This window comes from Brucella oryzae (genome assembly GCF_041929965.1).
Taxonomy (GTDB): domain Bacteria; phylum Pseudomonadota; class Alphaproteobacteria; order Rhizobiales; family Rhizobiaceae; genus Brucella; species Brucella oryzae.
In genome coordinates this window covers 213,068-230,099 of sequence record NZ_JBHEEO010000003.1, presented here as the reverse complement: position 1 = coordinate 230,099, position 17,032 = coordinate 213,068, and the positions used below count along the sequence as shown (strand labels likewise).

Sequence of the window (17,032 nt, the reverse complement as noted above, 5' to 3'; positions counted from 1 at the left end):
GTTCAACAGGAGATAGCCCCGCATGTCCTCTATTACTCCACAGTCCAATGGCGCTGTAACGCTCATCGCCCGCATCTTTCTTTCGATCCTCTTCATTCTTGCTGGCTATGGCAAGCTGACCGCCATATCGGGCACCGCAGGTTATTTCGCTGGCCTTGGCCTTCCGGTTCCGACCGTTACGGCTGTCATTGTAGGCCTGGTGGAGTTTGTCGGCGGCCTTGCAATTCTCGTTGGCTTTCAGACCCGCATCGCTGCTGCCATTGTAGGCCTCTTTACAATTGGCGCGACACTTATTGCTCATATGGACTTTTCGCAGGGCATGAATGCCATGATGGCTCAGAAGAACCTCGCAATTGCTGGCGGTCTCTTCATCCTTGCCTTGCATGGCGCCGGTTCGTTTTCAATTGACGCCAAGCGCAGCTGATTAGATGCCCTGCGAAAAATAAAAAGCTGCGCCATCTGATTTGGCGCGGCTTTTTCTTTTCGAGTTGCACGTGCCTAAAAAAGCTTTTAGTTCTCCAATCCCTTACGAATGCGCGATGCTACCTCCGCTACACGAGCATTGCCGTGGCTGCGGCGCGCCGAAACGAGGCACGCCTGCGAGCGCAGGATGACGCCATCTTCCAGCACCTTGAGGCGATTGGCGCGCAAGGTGGAACCGGTTGACGTAATATCGACAATCATGTCGGCGGAGCCTGCCGCCGGAGCGCCTTCGGTCGCACCAAGGCTTTCCACGATGCGGTAAACCTGAATACCGTGCTTCTGCGAGAAAAACTGCTGCGTCAGACGCCAGTATTTGGTGGCGATGCGTAGACGGCGACCGTGACGCTGGCGGAAATCGGCTGCCACATCGTCAAGATCGGCCATGCTGGTCACATCGCGCCAGACTTCCGGCACCGCGACGACGACGTCGGCGTGACCGAAGCCAAGTCGCGCCTCGATGGCCACGCGCTCATCGGCATGGGCCAATGTTTCGCGCACCAGGTCTTCCCCCGTGACGCCCATATCCACGCTGCCATAGCCCAGCTCGCGGGCAATCTCGGAAGCCGACAGGAAGAGAATATCGAGATCGTCTTCGCCTTCAACACGCGCGCGGTAATTGCGGTCGTCATCCGGCAGGATCACCTTGTATCCGGCCTTTTCAAGAACGGCGAGCGTCTGTTCCTTCAGCCGCCCCTTGGACGGCAATGCCAGTGTGACGCTCATTTCGTTGCTCCCGCCAGCGCTTGCAGCCGGTCCAGCCAGATGGAGAAGCCGACGCCGGGAATGTTTTCGGAAGCGCCGAGCATGGTCAAAAGCCGGTCGTAACGCCCGCCGCCTGCCAGAACCGCGTCCTTTTCCACGCCAGCGGCGCGAATTTCATAGACAAGGCCGGTGTAGTAATCGAGCGGACGCCCGAACGAGGCGTCATAGACGATATCGCTGGTCTTGATGCCAGCCGCAGCAATCGCTTCGGCCCGGGCTTCAAACTTCTGAAGCACGGCACCAAGATCGAGCGCATTTTCGGACGCAAATGCACGCAATGTCACCGATGCGGAATCCAGTGTGACATGGGTTTCCAGAAACTGCTTGAGCAGATCGAGCGCCGAAGCGGGGAAGCGCGTGGCGGCCAGATCTTCCTTTTCGATCAGGCGGCGGGCGATTTCCGCAGGCGAACGGCCAGCGCCCGGCGAAATGCCAGCTTCCAGCATTTCTGCTTCCAGCATCCGCGCAAGCCCGGTTTCGTCGCCTTCGGCAACGAGAACGGCAAGCGTTTCCGGCAGGGAATCGCGCGGCTTTGCCCCCGTCAGCTCGGCCAGAGCCAGCTGCATGGAATGCGCATCGCCAAAGGAGCGCAGCAGCTTCTTGCGCCAGCCCTGCGGCAGACCGAGCGCCTTGAGCATACCGGCAAAAACCGACTGGTCGCCCAGCACGATTTCGAGCTTGGCTTGCGGCGCGACAGCGCGGACGCAGGACAGCGCATCGGCAATCGAGCGCGCATCCGAAGCCGCCTCATCGGCAGCACCAAGATCTTCGATCCCAGCCTGAAGAAACTCCGCCGCGCCATCACGACGCTGGCGGAACACTTCGCCGAGATAGGCGTAACGTTTCGGCGTCGCTGCATTGAGCGCAATATGGTTGCGACAGACGGGAATGGTGAATTCCGGCCGTAGGCACAGGCTGTCGCCATTTTCATTTTCGGTGAGGAAAATACGACGGCGCAAATCCTCGCCCGCCATATCCAGAAATGGATCGGCAGGCTGGATCAGCGGTATTTCCACCAGATCGGCATCGCGCGCATCAAGCTCTGTGCGAAGCGCGTTGAAAACCGGCGATGTGCGCGCTGCGGCCATGGTTCCGATCACTTTACGGCTTGAGCGCGGTCCTGCGCCTGACTGCTGAGAATTTCCCGAACCGCTTCAACCAGACCGTCTTCCTTGACGGTGATCTGCGCCGGACGGCTCTCGCGCCAGGTCACATTGTCCTCGATCTCGGCGGAAAGACGCTTGCCCTCGACCAGATCTTTGATCTGCACTTCACCAGCTTCGCGCTCCTGCGAGCCCTGAATGATCACGCATGGCGCATCGCGGCGGTCGGCATATTTCATCTGCGCCTTCATGCCGGAACCGCCGACATACATTTCCGCGCGGATGCCCTGCTGGCGCAGGTCGGAGACCATTTTCTGATAGCGACCGAGGCTTTCCGTGTCCTTGTCCATCACCAGCACCACGACTGGGCCGACGACATCCGACACATCCAGCTTGCCGAGGTTTTTCAGTGCCGTCATCAGGCGCGAAACGCCGATGGAGAAGCCCGTCGCCGGAACCGGCTCGCCACGGAAGCGCGACACGAGGCCGTCATAACGACCGCCGCCGCCAACCGAACCGAACACGACCTTCTGGCCGTCTTCATTGGTCACGTCGAACAACAGCTCAGCTTCGAAAACCGGGCCGGTGTAATATTCAAGACCGCGCACTACAGACGGGTCGATCTTCACGCGGCCATCATAACCGCCCGCCGAGAACAGCGCCTGCATGTCGGCGAGTTCGGTGACACCTTCTTCGCCCTTGGCGTTGCCTGCAACGACAGCGCGCAGATTGGCAATCGTATCGGCGCCGGTCGCACCACCGGCAGCGGTGAAGGCCAGCACCTTTTCAATCGCGGCATCAGCCAGTTCAGCGCCCTTGGTAAAATCGCCGCTTTCGTCGAGGCGACCCTTGCCGAGCAGAAGGCGCACGCCTTCCGGGCCGAACTTGTCGAGCTTGTCGATGGCGCGCAGCACGTTTAGGCGCTTGGCGGCATTGCCCTCGCCTTCAAGGCCGATGGCATCCAGCACGCCGTCCAGAACCTTGCGGTTGTTGACGCGGATCGCATAATCGCCGCGACGAATGCCAAGACGCTCCAGCGTGTCGGCCATCATCATGCACATTTCAGCGTCGGCGGAGACATTCGGCGCACCGACCGTGTCGGCGTCGAACTGCATGAACTGGCGAAAACGGCCCGGGCCCGGCTTTTCGTTACGGAACACCCAGCCGTTGCGATAGCTGCGATAAGGCTTCGGAAGCTGCTCGAAATTCTCGGCTACGTAGCGCGCCAGCGGCGCGGTCAGATCATAGCGCAGCGACAGCCACTGCTCGTCGTCGTCCTGAAAGGAAAACACGCCTTCATTCGGGCGGTCCTGATCCGGAAGGAACTTTCCGAGCGCGTCCGTATATTCCACCAGCGGCGTTTCCACCGGCTCGAAACCATAAAGGTCATAGACTTCGCGGATCGTCGCCATCATCTTTTCGGCGGCGCGCAAGTCGTCCGGAACCCGATCGACAAACCCGCGCGGCAGCCGCGCCTTCATCTTGTCCGCTTTATCGGCCATTTTTCCTGCCTGATCGCTAAATATATACAATACATGCCGGAAAAAACCGGCAGCAAACCCGTTGCCGGTTTCCTAACCGATCAAGTCCCTTGCGGCAAGTGCAGGAAGCGTGTTCAGCGTGTGGCAATAGCGACAGCAGCGCCCGCCATCACGCCAGCGCTGGTCCGATTGGCGATGCGCATCATGCGCGGGCTGCGCAGAAACCGTCGTGCCTGCGCCGCAAGCACCACCCACGCCGTATCGACTGCAGCGAGAACCGCAAACATGACCAGCAACAATTCAGCCCAACCAACCAGCGAAACATGGGTGATATCAACCACCGTCGGCAAGATGGCGAGATAGAAGACCATGATCTTCGGATTTCCTAGCGTGATCGCCAGCGCACTAAGGAAAAGCTTCCCGGCCTCGCCTTGACGGGGAATGGTATTCTCATCGGAAACCTCATCTACTGGAGCGATCCACATCTTCCATGAAAGATAGATCAGGTAAGCTACGCCCATATATTTGAGGATGAGAAATGCGGTGTGAAAAGTATTGGCCAACGCGGCCAATCCCCACACCGCGAGTGAAAGCCAGATAGCATCACCGAGCCACAGCCCGAACATGAATGGAAAGACGCCCTTGTGGCCGCGACTGATGACACGTGCCACCAACGCGCCGACATTCGGCCCCGGCGTACCCGCTGCCACAACCAGAATACCGGCAAATGCCAACAACGACACCAAATCCATGATCGTCTCCCATATTCAAAGATGGATGTTTCTCGCAGAAATGATGCGGCTTAGCAATCGTTGCTCTAGCTAGGTCTTTTGAAACTCTGTCGCAATTTTTCAATGTGCATTCGACAGTGACAACCTTCGATGTGGTCGTTCACCAACCCCATAGCTTGCATGAAAGCATAAACCGTCGTTGGCCCAACGAATGACCAGCCACGCTTCTTCAAATCCTTGGAGATTCGAATGGAGGTATCGGTTTTCGGATTGGCGATCAGTGTCGGATAATCCACGACGGAAGGACGGTCCTCTGCCCCCGGTTCAAATGACCAGAAATAAGCCGCTAGCGAACCCTTCTCCGCGACCAACTCGATTGCGCGTCCGGCATTGTTGATGGTGGACTCGATCTTGCCACGGTGACGCACAATCCCCTTGTCGGCCAGCAGGCGCTCCACATCCTCTTGATTGTACTGCGCAACACGATGGAAATCGAAGCTATCGAAAGCTGCACGAAAATTCTCGCGTTTACGCAAAATCGTGAGCCACGACAGGCCTGATTGGAAACCCTCAAGGCAGATTTTCTCGAAAAGCCGAAAATCGTCGGAGACAGGAACACCCCATTCATTGTCATGATAGGCAAGATAATCGGGTAATTCGCCCGGCCAGAAGCAACGTGCCATACCATCGGCGCCGACGATCAGACCGGTTTTTGCTCCAGCAACATCGCTCACTGTTACGCCTCTCAAGTTTCATCCATAATTAATTATGTCGCGCAACCTGACACTAACCACAACTTTAATTGGAAGGGCCGTCAGGTGAAATACGCGACTGAAATTTACCTTTACGATTCCATTCCGGCACACAATTCCCACACGAGCATGAGGGCCGCTCTCCTGACAAACGGTGTCAGGAGCTGCAACGGGCAACTGCGCACAAAGATTTTCCGGCGCAAAAAGACGGATATGGATTATGAAACCACGTCATCTTCTTTTAATCGGATCGCTTGCGGCGATTGCCGTTTCCATTGTCAACACGGGTATGGCGTTTGCCAACGACCGCTATGCGACCCTGCCGCCGGTATATATGAGTCCCGATCTCTCCGCACCTTGGGTAGCTCAGTTGCACGGACAACCTGCCCGCATAATGGCTGCTCCGCACTCTCAGCAGCCAGCGCCGCGCGTTGCCGCCAGGCAAAAGCAGAAAGTCAAATCGAACTATCGTCAGGTTTCATATCAACGCCCGGCTGCAAATCCGGCCAATACGGTACGAAAGAGCCAGATCGATCCCATCTATCTGCCGCAGATGGTGTCCTATTCCAGCAATGAAAAACCGGGGACAATCGTCATTGATACAAGCAAACGCTTCCTTTATCTCGTTCAACCCGGCGGCAAAGCGATGCGATACGGCGTTGGCGTCGGAAAGCAGGGTTTCAGTTGGAAGGGTTCGCAGCGCATCAGCCGCAAGGCCAAATGGCCAACATGGACACCTCCAAAGACGATGATTGCCCGTGAGCGCAAAAAGGGGCGTATCCTCCCCGCGCGCATGGAAGGCGGCATCAACAATCCTCTCGGCGCGCGTGCTCTATATCTCGGTTCTACCCTTTATCGTATCCACGGAACCAATCAGCCATGGACCATCGGTAAGGCAATGTCGTCTGGATGCATTCGCATGCGCAACGAAGACGTCACTGATCTTTATGAACGGGTTCCAGTTGGTGCAAAGGTGGTTGTCCGCTAACCAACCCATTTCCCATGCCCTTTGCGACCGTCTTCTCCCGACGACGGTCGTACTGTTTTCATAAATCTGAAAAGATCAAAATTTCTGCACAGAAAGCGTAATCGCAGTCTTGGAAACATGATTGAAAGGGCTTTTCCTTTTGCCCCGAACACCCATATGCTAACCATGGCAAAGTCCAAAAAGTTATGACAAAGACTGCCAGATGGCAGTTGTGTCGAGGAAGAACCGGCATGTGGGTCAATAGCATTTATGCGCATCAAGGGGGCACCCGCGCCGAATGCTTTGGAGGGAAGGATAAATCATGACCGTACCGACAGTTAAACTGAACGACGGCAATCACATTCCGCAGCTCGGTTACGGTGTCTGGCAAGTAGGTACCAACGAAGTGGTCGCCGCTGTCAGCGAAGCGTTCAAAGCAGGATATCGCCATATTGATACTGCTGCCATTTATGGCAATGAAGAGGGCGTTGGCCAGGCGATCAAAAATTCTGGTATCGAGCGCGGCGACATTTTCCTCACCACGAAATTGTGGAACAGCGAACAAGGCTTTGAATCGACGCTGAAAGCATTCGACACCAGCCTGAAAAAGCTTGGTACAGATTATGTGGATCTTTACCTCATCCACTGGCCGATACCATCAAAAGACCTTTTCATGGAAACATGGCGCGCGTTTCTCAAACTGAAAGAAGAAGGCCGCGCCAAGTCCATTGGTGTTTCCAACTTCCGCACAGCCGATCTTGAACGCATTAGCAAGGAAAGCGGCGTAACGCCGGTTCTCAATCAGATTGAATTGCATCCGCAATTCCAGCAGGACGAGTTGCGACTGTTCCACGGCAAACACAATATCGCGACGGAAGCCTGGAGCCCGCTCGGTCAGGGTAAAATTCTGGAGGATGCCACGCTGAAGGCCATCGCGGAAAAGCATGGCAAAACGGTTGCACAGGTCATCCTACGCTGGCACATTGAAACGGGCAATATCGTCATCCCGAAGTCCGTTACGCCTGCTCGCATCAAGGAAAACTTCGATATCTTCGATTTCCGTCTCAACGGAACTGATCACGATGCGATTACGAAACTGGACAGGGCTGATGGCCGGATAGGCCCGAACCCGAGTACATTCTCGGCGGGGTGAACAGGCATCGAAGAAAAACCGGGCAATCGCCCGGTTTTTTTTATGCAGCGATTTGTGACAATCCCTGCGGCTTCGGTCCACCGTAGGCCCAGTCGATCAACTCCACCGTATGAACAATCGGCAATTTGCTGCCGGTGGCGATTTGGGTCATGCAGCCGATATTGCCGGTTGCAATGAGGGCAGCACCTGTCGCCTCGATATTCTTCACCTTGCGATCGCGCAGCTTGGTGGCAATCTCCGGCTGCATGATGTTATAGGTGCCAGCCGATCCGCAGCAGAGGTGCCTTTCCAGCGGTTCCTTCACCGTAAAGCCCGCCTTGGAGAGCAGGTCTTTCGGCTGTCGCACGATTTTTTGCCCGTGCTGCATCGAGCAGGCCGCGTGATAGGCGACCGTCAGCGCCTGCGGCGCATCGGGTTCCGGCAGGTCGATGAGGGTCAAATATTCGGTGATATCCTTTGCCAGCGCCGAAACCCGTGCAGCCTTATCCTGATAGGCCGGATCGAGCCGCAGCATGTAACCATAATCCTTGATCGTCGTGCCGCAGCCGGACGCCGTGACGATGATCGCATCGAGACCGCCCGCCTCGATCTCCCGCATCCAGACATCGACATTGTGGCGCGCCTGTTCAAGCGCCTGTTCCTCGCGGCCCATATGGTGGACCAGCGAGCCGCAGCACCCTTCGCCCTTCGGTGTCACCACTTCGATGCCGAAGCGGTTCAAAAGCCGCAAGGTGGCGGCGTTGATACCCGGATTGAGCACAGGCTGCGCACAGCCATTGAGAATCGCCACGCGACCGCGCTTTTCGCCTTTGGCGGCGCTGACGGTTTCAATAGGGGCCGCCGATGGCAAGTTTTGCGGCGCGAGATCAAGCATGGCCGCCATGGGTTTCAGGGCGTCGCTCTTGCGCATAAGCGGCGCAAACGGCTTGCCGAGCTTCGCCAGTTTCAGCGCGGCGCGGAACCGGCCCGGATAGGGCAGAACCTGTGCCAGAACACCGCGCAGAAAGCGGTTCATGAAGGGGCGCTTGTAGGTTTTCTCGATATGGGCGCGGGCATGATCGACCAGATGCATGTAATTGACGCCCGAAGGACAGGTCGTCATGCAGGAGAGGCACGACAGGCAGCGGTCGACATGGCGCACGACCTCCTCATCCGCCGGACGGTCGTTTTCCAGCATATCCTTGATCAGATAAATGCGCCCACGCGGGCTGTCGAGTTCATTGCCCAGCGTCACATAGGTCGGGCATGTGGCCGTGCAGAAGCCGCAATGCACGCATTTGCGCAGGATTTTTTCCGATTCCTGAACGCCAGGATCGCGCAGCTGGTCGGGGCTGAAATGAGTTTGCATCGTGTCACGCTCCAACCTGATAAGAATGCATGCGGCCCGGATTGAGAATATTTTCCGGATCGAATTGCTGTTTCAACCGCTGCGACAGGGCCGCAAGGGCTGCGGGCTGCGGTTCGAACACATCGATGCCAGCGCGGATCGCCTCCGGCGCGCGCACCAGCGTCGCGTGACCGCCGCCATGTCTGGCGATGAGTTTGCGCAAAATCTGCGCTTCCGGGTCCGCTTCCATCCGCATCCAGATCAAGCCGCCCTGCCAGTCGTAATAGGCATCCACACCCGCATGACGGCGGAATTCGTCCACCATCTGCCAGCCTCGCATTGGTGTCATTGAAACGCGCCAGACAGCACGATTGTCGCCTTTATTGGCATAAGGCAGGACATCGCGCACTTCGCGCCAAAGCTGCTGCGACTGCGCGCCGTCCAGCACTTCAACCGCGCCGGTCCGGCTCAACAGCGCCTGCAATTGGCGGCTGCGATGCTCGACCGAAGGCGCAAAGCCCTCAAGCCGCAACACGGTCGCCGCTTCCCAGCCAAGCTTTCCATCGAGAAAGCGATTGGCGACCGTCGGCGGCAGATGTGCTGCGGAGGCGACTTCCTCGCGCGATCCCATCGCCATGGCCATGACGCGCGCCGCCTGTTCATCGGTCAATCCGCGCACGGCGAGCGTCGCCGCCGTCTCAGGCTTCGGCAGAACCTTGAACGTCACCTCGGTGGCGACGCCCAGCGTGCCCCAGGAATTGGCCATACCCTTGGATAGATCATAGCCCGTCACGTTCTTGACCACACGACCGCCGGATTTGAACAATTCGCCCCGCCCGGACACAACGCGCACGCCGAGCACATGGTCGCGCGCAGCGCCCGCCTTGAGACGGCGCGGGCCGGACAGATTGGCGGCAAGCGCCCCGCCGATCGTGCCGCGGCCAGCCTCGCCCGACAGCAACGGGCCATAATCCATCGGCTCGAAATGAAAGCACTGATTGTTGTCGGCCAGAAGCTTTTCGATCTCGACCATCGGCGTTCCGGCCTTTGCCGAGAGCACTAGCTCGTCCGGCTCATACAGCGTCACGCCCGTAAGCCGCGACACGTCCAGCACGCGACCGGCATCGACCCTGTGTCCGATGCCACGCTTGGAGCCATGGCCGATGATTTCCAGCGGGGTGGAACTGGCCAGCGCGTCCTGCACCGCATCCAGAACACCCGCCTCATCCTGCGGCTTTAGAATATTTGCATCGCTCATGATCAAAACCACAACTCAGAATCGGGGAATATCCGGGAAGGCCAGCTCGCCACGATGCACATGCATGCGGCCAAGCTCGGCGCAGCGGCGCAATTGCGGGAACACCTTGCCGGGATTGAGCAGATGCTTGGCATCGAAGGCACATTTGACGCGCATCTGCTGGTCGAGGTCGATGTCATTGAACATTTCCGGCATCAGATCGCGCTTTTCGATGCCGACGCCGTGTTCGCCGGTGAGAACCCCGCCAACTTTCACACAAAGCCGCAAAATATCCGCGCCGAAGTTTTCGGCAGCTTCCAGTTCACCGGGGATATTCGCATCATAGAGAATCAGCGGATGCAGATTGCCGTCGCCTGCATGGAACACATTGGCGACCCGCAATCCGTATTTTTCAGACAAGTCGCGCATGCCAGACAGGACACGCGGCAGTTCCTTGCGCGGAATGGTGCCGTCCATGCACAGATAGTCAGGCGAAATGCGCCCCACCGCCGGGAAAGCCGCCTTGCGCCCGGCCCAGAAAGCAAGGCGCTGCTCTTCCGACTGCGAAAGGATGCAGGTCGTTGAACCGTTGCGCAGCGCCAATGCTTCAACCCGGCCGATCAGGTGATCGACTTCCACCGGCGGGCCGTCGAGTTCGACAATCAACAACGCTTCCACATCGAGCGGATAGCCGACGCGGACAAAATCCTCCGCCGCTTTGATAGCGGGCCGGTCCATCATCTCCATCCCGCCGGGAATAATGCCTGCACCGATAATATCCGCCACGCACTGGCCAGCCTGTTCGCTGGATGGAAAGCCGACCATGACGGCCCGCGCCGTTTCAGGCTTTTGCAGGATACGCACGGTGATTTCCGTCACGACGCCGAGCAGGCCTTCCGAGCCGGTCATCAGCCCTAGAAGATCATAGCCCTCGCTGTCGAGATGCTTGCCGCCAAGACGGAGCACCTCGCCGGTGATCAGCACCATTTCGATGCCCAGAACATTATTCGCGGTGAGGCCATACTTCAGGCAATGCACGCCACCGGCATTTTCCGCCACGTTGCCACCGATGGAACAGGCAATCTGTGATGATGGATCAGGCGCGTAATAAAAGCCCTCATGCTCGACGGCTTTGGTAATGCCGAGATTGGTCACGCCGGGCTGGACCACGGCAACGCGGTTTGGATAATCGATTTCGAGAATACGGTTGAAGCGGGACATGCCGAGCAGCACCGCATCCTGCAGCGGCATGGAACCGCCGGACAGCGATGTGCCCGCGCCGCGCGGCACCACACGAATATTGTTATCGTGACAATAACGCAGAACCTGCGAGACTTGATCGACCGTTTCCGGCAGCACAACCACCAGCGGCAGCGAGCGATGCGCCGTCAAGCCATCGCTCTCAAACACGCGCATTGCATTGATGGCATCGACAACGCCTTCGCCCGGCACGATGTCGCGCAGATCGGCGACGATCTGCGCGCGTCGCTGCATGACGGACGTGTCCGGCTCCGGCATGATAAGTCCGCTCATATTCTCCTCCACCACTTATGTGGCCAAAGTGCACTCCGCACTATTTTCGTCAAGTGGTAAATCATTTTTACCACTTTAGTCAGCAGCTAAACAGTTTCCACGCTGCGGCATAATTGCTTGCCTAGTTTCCTGGCGCTCGGCTAGATGCTTTAAATCCAAAGCTTTAGCAAAAGCACAGCAAGAAGTAGGATAGCAGAACATGATGAGCAGTCTGGCAGATATGGAAATCTTTGCCCGCGTCGTGGCAACGGGCAGCATGTCGGCAGCCGCTCGCGATCTGAGTCTTTCGCCAGCAGTTGTTTCGAAGCGCCTGGGACGATTGGAAGAGCGCCTCGGAACCCGACTGCTTCAACGTACAACCCGCCAGATCGCGTTGACTGAGGCCGGTCAAGGTTATCATGAACGAGTTCTCGCCATTCTCTCCAACATTGAGGAAGCGGAAGCCTTTGTCGCTCGCCGGTCTGCTGATGCGCGCGGAACATTGAAAATTTCAGCCCCGACGACTTTCGGTCGGATGCATATCGCTCCCTATCTCGTGCCATTCATGCGCGCAAACGCGGATCTGACCGTCAATATGCAGCTTACCGACGAAATGGTCGACATTGTGGGTGACGGATATGATCTTGCTATTCGTATTGCAGAACTTTCCGATTCAACTCTCGTCGCACGCCGTCTCGCACCTGTGCGCCGTATCCTTGTCGCTTCCCCCGGTTATATCGCGGAACGCGGCACGCCACAGACAATTGAGGACCTGCAGAATCATATCTGTCTGGCACCGCACAACAATGACCCCTGGCGGCTGGAAGGTCCTAAAGGACCAATCGTCATACGTCCCGTGGGGCCACTCCAAACCAATTCCAGCGAAATGGTACGCGAGGCAGTACTAGCGGGACTGGGCATTGCACAACGCTCAACGTGGGATATCGGTCCGGAACTTGCCGCAGGCAAGCTAGAACAAGTGCTGCCCGATTATGCCGCTTCCCGTAACGTGGCAATTCATGCCGTCTATCCATCGAAACAGTTTCTCCCGGCCAAGGTTCGGTTGTTCATCGACTATCTGGCTGATCTTTATGGCCCGGTTCCTTACTGGGAGAATGGTACATCACCGTACGAGATGCCAAAAAAATAGACTGAATTTCGTTTGTCTATTAATAAGCCATGTCCGCTCGATTAGTAAGCTGGCATATAAATATGACTAAGTATTTGATTCCAAATCACTTAGTTCTTCGACAATCCGTTATTCAAGCGAATCGGATGATCTCCTCCCCATTATCCTGATTTCCTAGGAAAAAATGATGAACACACCTGTACGCTTCATTCTAGCAGTCATCGTCGCCATTATCGTTGGCTGCGGTTTCATGTTCTATGACAAATCGCGGGGCGCCGAATGGGTCGTATCCCCACAGCAGATCGAACAGGCCAAGGCGGAAGGAAAATCCGGCGTCGAAAGCCGTCCCGGCACGGTAACCGTACTTCCGATTCGTAGCGAGACAGCCGACGCACTTCCGTTCAAATGGGCCATGTATGGCCTTGTCGCTGGTCTTTTCGTACTTGTCGCGACACGCAAGCGCAAACAGGTCTGATCATTTTTTGATCATATACTTCGAAAGCCCGATTGCATCATCAACCGGGCTTTCTTCTCAATATATATTCCGTTGCCGGATGCCCTGCTAAGGGCTACTTTGCCGCCGTTATGGAGAGGGCTTCAGACGGCATGGCCGAAACGATTTTTTCCCGCATACAGGCAAGCCGCACGGCAGACGATGTCGTGCACCAGATCGAAACGCTCATTCTTGAAGGCGTTCTGCGTGGCGGCGACCGGCTTCCTGGCGAGCGTGAGCTGGCACGCCAGTTCGATATATCCCGCCCGATATTGCGTGATGCTCTCAAAAGGCTTGAGACTGCCGAGCTCCTGATTTCCAGGCATGGCGGCGGCACTTTCGTCGCAAGCGTGATCGGACAGCTATTCAGTGCTCCAGTGGTCAAGCTTTTTGCCGATCACCGAAAGGCGACCGCAGATTATCTCGAATATCGCCGGGAAATCGAAAGCATTGCCGCTGAATATGCAGCACTTCGTGCTACACCAGCTGACAAGGCGCTTCTGACCGAGATCATGGAAGCCATGGAAAAAGCCCATGGCGTCAGCGACTTCGACACAGAAGCGCGCCTCGACGTGGAATTGCACAATGCTATTGGTGAAGCAGCACACAACATCGTTCTGCTGCACACCTTGCGATCTTGCTATCAACTGCTGAAAGACGGTGTTTTTTATAATCGCAGCCTAATCTACAGCTATCCTGGCGTCGCTGACATGTTCCTGTCGCAACATCGCGCCATTTACGATGCCGTCATGGCCGGCAATCCGCAGGCGGCCCGCGAAGCGGTTCAAAAGCACATTCGTTTCGTGGAGCAGGCAACACATGATCGCGAGTTGCACGAAGAACGCGAACGTGTCTCGCGTCTGCGCTACCGGCAGCGGGCCGGCATAAAGACCGGCAAGAACACTAAGGAAGATGACAGCAAATGAGTGTGGTTTTCAACGATGCGAGAGGGCCCGACGGTATCCGCCTTTATGCCATTGGGGACGTGCACGGGCGTCTCGACTTGTTGCAGGACATGCATGGGCTGATTCGTGCCGACCTTGACCAGCGCCCTGCTCACGACTGGCGGATCATTCACCTTGGCGATTATATTGATCGCGGCCCGAACTCAAGGGAAGTGCTGGATTTCCTGATTGAGGCGTCCCGTCGAGACGAGCGCATAATTTCACTGCTTGGCAATCACGATGACGGCTTTCTCACCTATCTCGCAACGAGAGATGTAGCAGGCATATTCGCGCTGCACGGAGGCGTCGATACCGCTCGGTCCTACGGTGTAGAGGTTGATTTTACGGATGCAGATTCAGCCCGGCGAGGTCACACCGCATTAGTGAAAACCGTCCCGCAAGATCATATCGATTTCATTCGCGCCATGCCACGCTCGGTTGCTTTCGGTGACTTCTTTTTCTGCCACGCAGGCATCAATCCTGCAATGCCACTCAATGCACAAGACCCTGAAGAGCTAATCTGGATCCGCACGGCTTTTCTCAATTGGACTGCCCCATTTGAAAAAGTCATTGTCCATGGACACACGCCACAAGGCACTATCGACATTCAGCCCAACAGGATCAATCTCGATACCTATGCATGGAAAAGCGGTCAGCTTTCAGCCATCGTAATCGACGGCATGAAAAAGAGTTTTATTGAAGCAAAATAAATTGTTAGTGGGCGCTGGAAATACCGTAACCGTCGGTAGACATCGCATTGTTGCCCGCATCTACGGTGAATATGCCAACCGCCATGAATACAATCGCGGAAACCATCAAAACGGTAAGAAGAGCGGCATGCTTGGCGGTCATATTCGGAAACTCTTTCGACTGGAGTCGGACGAAATTCGTTAGACGAGCCGCTACTTGGGAGCCTGGCAATCAGCCTTGCTCATTCGGTCGCTGCCCGGGGAGACGGCGTTCAGTTACACCTGAAAAAAGTTACCCGCAACTGAACGGTTCCCACCGGATCACCGCTTTTCCCATAAAAGCCAGAATTGACTGCGCGCTGTGGCAAAGCCGCAACGCAAGAGTTCGACTTAAGGTCAAGGAGCGGTTACAAAATCTCTAGATTTGAGCTATCCAAGCCTTGGTTAAGGCAGCTCCCGCGACATCTGCTTGTATTCCGAACTTCTTTGCGAGCACTGGATATTCTGCTGCCCAGTCCGGCGCGAAACCCGCGATCGGCTCGCTTAGCTGGTCGTTCCATTTGGCCACAAGCTGTGTATCCGCCTCAAAATGAAACTGTGTGCCATAGACGGCACGCCCGATGCGATAGGCCTGATGAGGAGTCATATCGCTCGTCGCCATATGCAACGCGTTCTTCGGAAGCGAAAACGTATCGCGATGCCAATGAAAAATTGGAAAAGCATCTCCTGCGGCGGACAATACCGGGTCGCCTTTGCCTTCCTCGGTAAGCCGAACTTCTTGCCAGCCGAACTCCATGGGCCGGTCCAGAATATTTGCGCCACCATAAGCACGAGCTATGAGCTGACTGCCCAGACAAATGCCGAGAACAGCCTTATCACTGTCGCCAAACCGCCGTATAAGCTTGAGCAAAGGCGGGAAATAGGGACATTCAACGTCGGCAAGCGCATTCTGTTCGCCCCCAAGCACGATCAAGGCCTGGTATCCATCGTCGTCTGTAGGCAATACATCGCCGCTGTATGCGTGACGCAGATCAATCGAAAAACCAGCATCTGCCAGAAAGGGCTCAATTTGTCCCAATCCAGCCCCTTCGTAATTCTGAACGACCAACACACCCATGAGAAATCCCGACCATTTTTTATCGTTGCTAACATGAAAAAGGCCCGGACAACAGCCGGACCTTTAAATCAGTTTACAACCGAAACACTGACCGTTCGACCGGCAACGAGATGGACGCTGTGCGGCACTTCTTCAAGTTTCACACGCACCGGTACACGTTGCGCCAGACGCACCCAGTTGAAAGTCGGCGAGACATTCGCAAGCAGGCTGGAGGAATCGCTACGCTCACGATCTTCAATCCCTCCGGCAATACCCTCAACCTTTCCTTTCAGTTGCACATTGCTGCCCATGATATCGATCAGCACAGGATCACCAATCTGGATACGCTCAAGCTTGTTCTCTTCAAAGTAGCCGGAAACATAGAACGAATCCGTATCAACGAGGGCCGTCACTGCCGTTCCGGCGGAAACATAATCACCCGGCTGAAGCGAGAAGTTGGTAATCACCCCGTTGACGGGCGCCTTTACCGAAGATCGGTCCAGATTGAGTGTTGCCAGATCGCGATCCAGTTGTGCCTGACGATAAGAAGCTTCCGCCTGCCGGGCTGTTGTCTCAATCTGCTCCAGTTTCTGACGTGTCACCGTGGTGTCATTAAGCTGGCGATAGCGAATAAGGTCACGATTGGCCATGTCGAGTGCCGCCTTGCTGCTATCCATCTTTGCTTCTGCTGCTTGCAGAGCGAGTTTGTAACGGGCCTGGTCAATACGAAAGATAACCTCGCCCTGATGGACGGTTTCATTATCGTGGACAAACACTTCGCCGACGAGACCTGAAACATCCGGCGCTATACGGACTACATCCGCACGAATTTTACCGTCACGCGTCCACGGGGCATTCATGTAGTAGTCCCACAAATGCCAGCCTAGAAGCCCTGCCATCGTGACCATGACGACAGTTACAAAGACACGGCCAGAATGTGCAAAGAGCGTTTTCATAGCGGTATTCCATTAAGAATGACGGCGGTAACGCCGAGAATGCAAAAATACATCGCAGCATCGAACAAAGGCCGATGCCATACGAAACGATAGAAGCGCACGCGTGCCAAAAGACGCTGCATGACCGAGTTTGCGAAATAGGCACCCAGCGCCATTACGCAGAGGGTCGGAATATAAATTCCGTAGATGTCAAGTTCAGGTTGCATCACAAATCACA

General features: G+C 56.1%; 19 protein-coding genes. 7 read left to right on the top strand and 12 right to left on the bottom strand.

Features of this window, described 5'->3' with window-relative positions:
* The first annotated feature begins 22 nt into the window (after positions 1-22).
* Positions 23-424 (top strand): DoxX family protein, encoded by a 402-nt coding sequence (locus JNC70_RS04550; protein WP_104755526.1) that lies wholly within the window; start codon positions 23-25, stop codon positions 422-424.
* An 86-nt stretch (positions 425-510) separates the two neighbouring features.
* On the opposite strand, the gene hisG is transcribed toward JNC70_RS04550, so the two are convergent.
* The 5 genes from hisG to JNC70_RS04525 all read right to left on the bottom strand — a co-directional run bounded on the left by hisG (position 511) and on the right by JNC70_RS04525 (position 5,294).
* Entirely contained in the window at positions 511-1,206 is a 696-nt protein-coding gene (gene hisG, locus JNC70_RS04545; RefSeq protein ID WP_104755527.1) for an ATP phosphoribosyltransferase, read from the bottom strand.
* Positions 1,203-2,333: an ATP phosphoribosyltransferase regulatory subunit gene (locus JNC70_RS04540; protein WP_104755528.1), complete on the bottom strand. Its 1,131-nt coding sequence runs from the start codon at positions 2,331-2,333 to the stop codon at positions 1,203-1,205. The genes hisG and JNC70_RS04540 overlap by 4 nt, the downstream gene beginning before the upstream one ends.
* Before the next feature lie 8 nt (positions 2,334-2,341).
* Entirely contained in the window at positions 2,342-3,850 is a 1,509-nt protein-coding gene (gene hisS, locus JNC70_RS04535) for a histidine--tRNA ligase (protein ID WP_104755529.1), read from the bottom strand.
* Between the two features lie 113 nt (positions 3,851-3,963).
* Positions 3,964-4,581, bottom strand: a complete 618-nt coding sequence (locus JNC70_RS04530) for a LysE family translocator (protein ID WP_104755530.1) — start codon at positions 4,579-4,581, stop codon at positions 3,964-3,966.
* A gap of 65 nt (positions 4,582-4,646) precedes the next feature.
* A complete protein-coding gene (locus tag JNC70_RS04525) occupies positions 4,647-5,294 on the bottom strand; it encodes a DNA-3-methyladenine glycosylase I (RefSeq protein ID WP_104755531.1) in 648 nt (215 codons plus the stop codon).
* 238 nt (positions 5,295-5,532) lie between these two features.
* Between JNC70_RS04525 and JNC70_RS04520 the strand changes: the two genes are divergently transcribed.
* Positions 5,533-6,300, top strand: a complete 768-nt coding sequence (locus JNC70_RS04520; protein ID WP_104755532.1) for a L,D-transpeptidase — start codon at positions 5,533-5,535, stop codon at positions 6,298-6,300.
* 301 nt (positions 6,301-6,601) lie between these two features.
* Entirely contained in the window at positions 6,602-7,432 is an 831-nt protein-coding gene (locus JNC70_RS04515) for an aldo/keto reductase (RefSeq protein ID WP_104755533.1), read from the top strand.
* A gap of 40 nt (positions 7,433-7,472) precedes the next feature.
* Here the strand turns inward: JNC70_RS04515 and glcF are convergent, their stop codons facing one another.
* From glcF to JNC70_RS04500, 3 genes are read right to left on the bottom strand one after another with little or no spacing between them, the layout of a single operon-like run.
* On the bottom strand, positions 7,473-8,780 hold the full coding sequence (glcF, locus tag JNC70_RS04510) for a glycolate oxidase subunit GlcF (protein ID WP_104755534.1): 1,308 nt from the start codon (positions 8,778-8,780) through the stop codon (positions 7,473-7,475).
* 4 nt (positions 8,781-8,784) lie between these two features.
* Positions 8,785-10,017: a glycolate oxidase subunit GlcE gene (gene glcE, locus JNC70_RS04505; RefSeq protein ID WP_104755535.1), complete on the bottom strand. Its 1,233-nt coding sequence runs from the start codon at positions 10,015-10,017 to the stop codon at positions 8,785-8,787.
* 15 nt (positions 10,018-10,032) lie between these two features.
* Entirely contained in the window at positions 10,033-11,529 is a 1,497-nt protein-coding gene (locus JNC70_RS04500; RefSeq protein ID WP_104755536.1) for an FAD-linked oxidase C-terminal domain-containing protein, read from the bottom strand.
* 199 nt (positions 11,530-11,728) lie between these two features.
* On the opposite strand from JNC70_RS04500, the gene JNC70_RS04495 reads away from it, so the two are divergent.
* The 4 genes from JNC70_RS04495 to JNC70_RS04480 all read left to right on the top strand — a co-directional run bounded on the left by JNC70_RS04495 (position 11,729) and on the right by JNC70_RS04480 (position 14,784).
* Entirely contained in the window at positions 11,729-12,658 is a 930-nt protein-coding gene (locus JNC70_RS04495; protein ID WP_104755537.1) for a LysR family transcriptional regulator, read from the top strand.
* A gap of 166 nt (positions 12,659-12,824) precedes the next feature.
* Positions 12,825-13,112, top strand: a complete 288-nt coding sequence (locus tag JNC70_RS04490) for a hypothetical protein (protein WP_104755538.1) — start codon at positions 12,825-12,827, stop codon at positions 13,110-13,112.
* 131 nt (positions 13,113-13,243) lie between these two features.
* Positions 13,244-14,056, top strand: coding sequence for an FCD domain-containing protein (locus tag JNC70_RS04485; RefSeq protein ID WP_104755539.1), 813 nt, complete (start codon positions 13,244-13,246; stop codon positions 14,054-14,056).
* Positions 14,053-14,784, top strand: a complete 732-nt coding sequence (locus tag JNC70_RS04480; RefSeq protein ID WP_104755540.1) for a metallophosphoesterase — start codon at positions 14,053-14,055, stop codon at positions 14,782-14,784. The genes JNC70_RS04485 and JNC70_RS04480 overlap by 4 nt, the downstream gene beginning before the upstream one ends.
* A 4-nt stretch (positions 14,785-14,788) precedes the next feature.
* On the opposite strand, the gene JNC70_RS04475 is transcribed toward JNC70_RS04480, so the two are convergent.
* The 4 genes from JNC70_RS04475 to JNC70_RS04460 all read right to left on the bottom strand — a co-directional run bounded on the left by JNC70_RS04475 (position 14,789) and on the right by JNC70_RS04460 (position 17,021).
* Positions 14,789-14,926, bottom strand: coding sequence for a hypothetical protein (locus tag JNC70_RS04475; RefSeq protein ID WP_010660970.1), 138 nt, complete (start codon positions 14,924-14,926; stop codon positions 14,789-14,791).
* Between the two features lie 255 nt (positions 14,927-15,181).
* Positions 15,182-15,880 (bottom strand): type 1 glutamine amidotransferase, encoded by a 699-nt coding sequence (locus tag JNC70_RS04470; RefSeq protein WP_104755541.1) that lies wholly within the window; start codon positions 15,878-15,880, stop codon positions 15,182-15,184.
* Positions 15,881-15,948: 68 nt separating this feature from the next.
* Positions 15,949-16,815 carry an efflux RND transporter periplasmic adaptor subunit gene (locus JNC70_RS04465; protein WP_104755542.1) on the bottom strand — a complete coding sequence of 289 codons (867 nt, stop codon included), beginning with the start codon at positions 16,813-16,815 and terminating at the stop codon, positions 15,949-15,951.
* Complete coding sequence (locus JNC70_RS04460) at positions 16,812-17,021, bottom strand: DUF1656 domain-containing protein (protein WP_104755543.1); 210 nt, start codon at positions 17,019-17,021, stop codon at positions 16,812-16,814. Before JNC70_RS04460 ends, JNC70_RS04465 begins: the two co-directional genes overlap by 4 nt.
* Positions 17,022-17,032 lie beyond the last annotated feature (11 nt).

What these genes read in the sequence shown, in the direction of transcription:
- JNC70_RS04550 (WP_104755526.1), top strand. Translation starts at nt 23, where the DNA reads ATGTCCTCTATTACTCCACAGTCCAATGGCGCTGTAACGCTCATCGCC.
- JNC70_RS04485 (WP_104755539.1), top strand. Translation starts at nt 13,244, where the DNA reads ATGGCCGAAACGATTTTTTCCCGCATACAGGCAAGCCGCACGGCAGAC.
- JNC70_RS04520 (WP_104755532.1), top strand. Translation starts at nt 5,533, where the DNA reads ATGAAACCACGTCATCTTCTTTTAATCGGATCGCTTGCGGCGATTGCC.
- JNC70_RS04475 (WP_010660970.1), bottom strand. Translation starts at nt 14,926, where the DNA reads ATGACCGCCAAGCATGCCGCTCTTCTTACCGTTTTGATGGTTTCCGCG.
- JNC70_RS04495 (WP_104755537.1), top strand. Translation starts at nt 11,729, where the DNA reads ATGATGAGCAGTCTGGCAGATATGGAAATCTTTGCCCGCGTCGTGGCA.
- JNC70_RS04540 (WP_104755528.1), bottom strand. Translation starts at nt 2,333, where the DNA reads ATGGCCGCAGCGCGCACATCGCCGGTTTTCAACGCGCTTCGCACAGAG.
- JNC70_RS04490 (WP_104755538.1), top strand. Translation starts at nt 12,825, where the DNA reads ATGAACACACCTGTACGCTTCATTCTAGCAGTCATCGTCGCCATTATC.
- glcE (WP_104755535.1), bottom strand. Translation starts at nt 10,017, where the DNA reads ATGAGCGATGCAAATATTCTAAAGCCGCAGGATGAGGCGGGTGTTCTG.
- JNC70_RS04470 (WP_104755541.1), bottom strand. Translation starts at nt 15,880, where the DNA reads ATGGGTGTGTTGGTCGTTCAGAATTACGAAGGGGCTGGATTGGGACAA.
- hisG (WP_104755527.1), bottom strand. Translation starts at nt 1,206, where the DNA reads ATGAGCGTCACACTGGCATTGCCGTCCAAGGGGCGGCTGAAGGAACAG.
- JNC70_RS04480 (WP_104755540.1), top strand. Translation starts at nt 14,053, where the DNA reads ATGAGTGTGGTTTTCAACGATGCGAGAGGGCCCGACGGTATCCGCCTT.
- JNC70_RS04465 (WP_104755542.1), bottom strand. Translation starts at nt 16,815, where the DNA reads ATGAAAACGCTCTTTGCACATTCTGGCCGTGTCTTTGTAACTGTCGTC.
- hisS (WP_104755529.1), bottom strand. Translation starts at nt 3,850, where the DNA reads ATGGCCGATAAAGCGGACAAGATGAAGGCGCGGCTGCCGCGCGGGTTT.
- JNC70_RS04515 (WP_104755533.1), top strand. Translation starts at nt 6,602, where the DNA reads ATGACCGTACCGACAGTTAAACTGAACGACGGCAATCACATTCCGCAG.
- JNC70_RS04500 (WP_104755536.1), bottom strand. Translation starts at nt 11,529, where the DNA reads ATGAGCGGACTTATCATGCCGGAGCCGGACACGTCCGTCATGCAGCGA.
- JNC70_RS04460 (WP_104755543.1), bottom strand. Translation starts at nt 17,021, where the DNA reads ATGCAACCTGAACTTGACATCTACGGAATTTATATTCCGACCCTCTGC.
- glcF (WP_104755534.1), bottom strand. Translation starts at nt 8,780, where the DNA reads ATGCAAACTCATTTCAGCCCCGACCAGCTGCGCGATCCTGGCGTTCAG.
- JNC70_RS04530 (WP_104755530.1), bottom strand. Translation starts at nt 4,581, where the DNA reads ATGGATTTGGTGTCGTTGTTGGCATTTGCCGGTATTCTGGTTGTGGCA.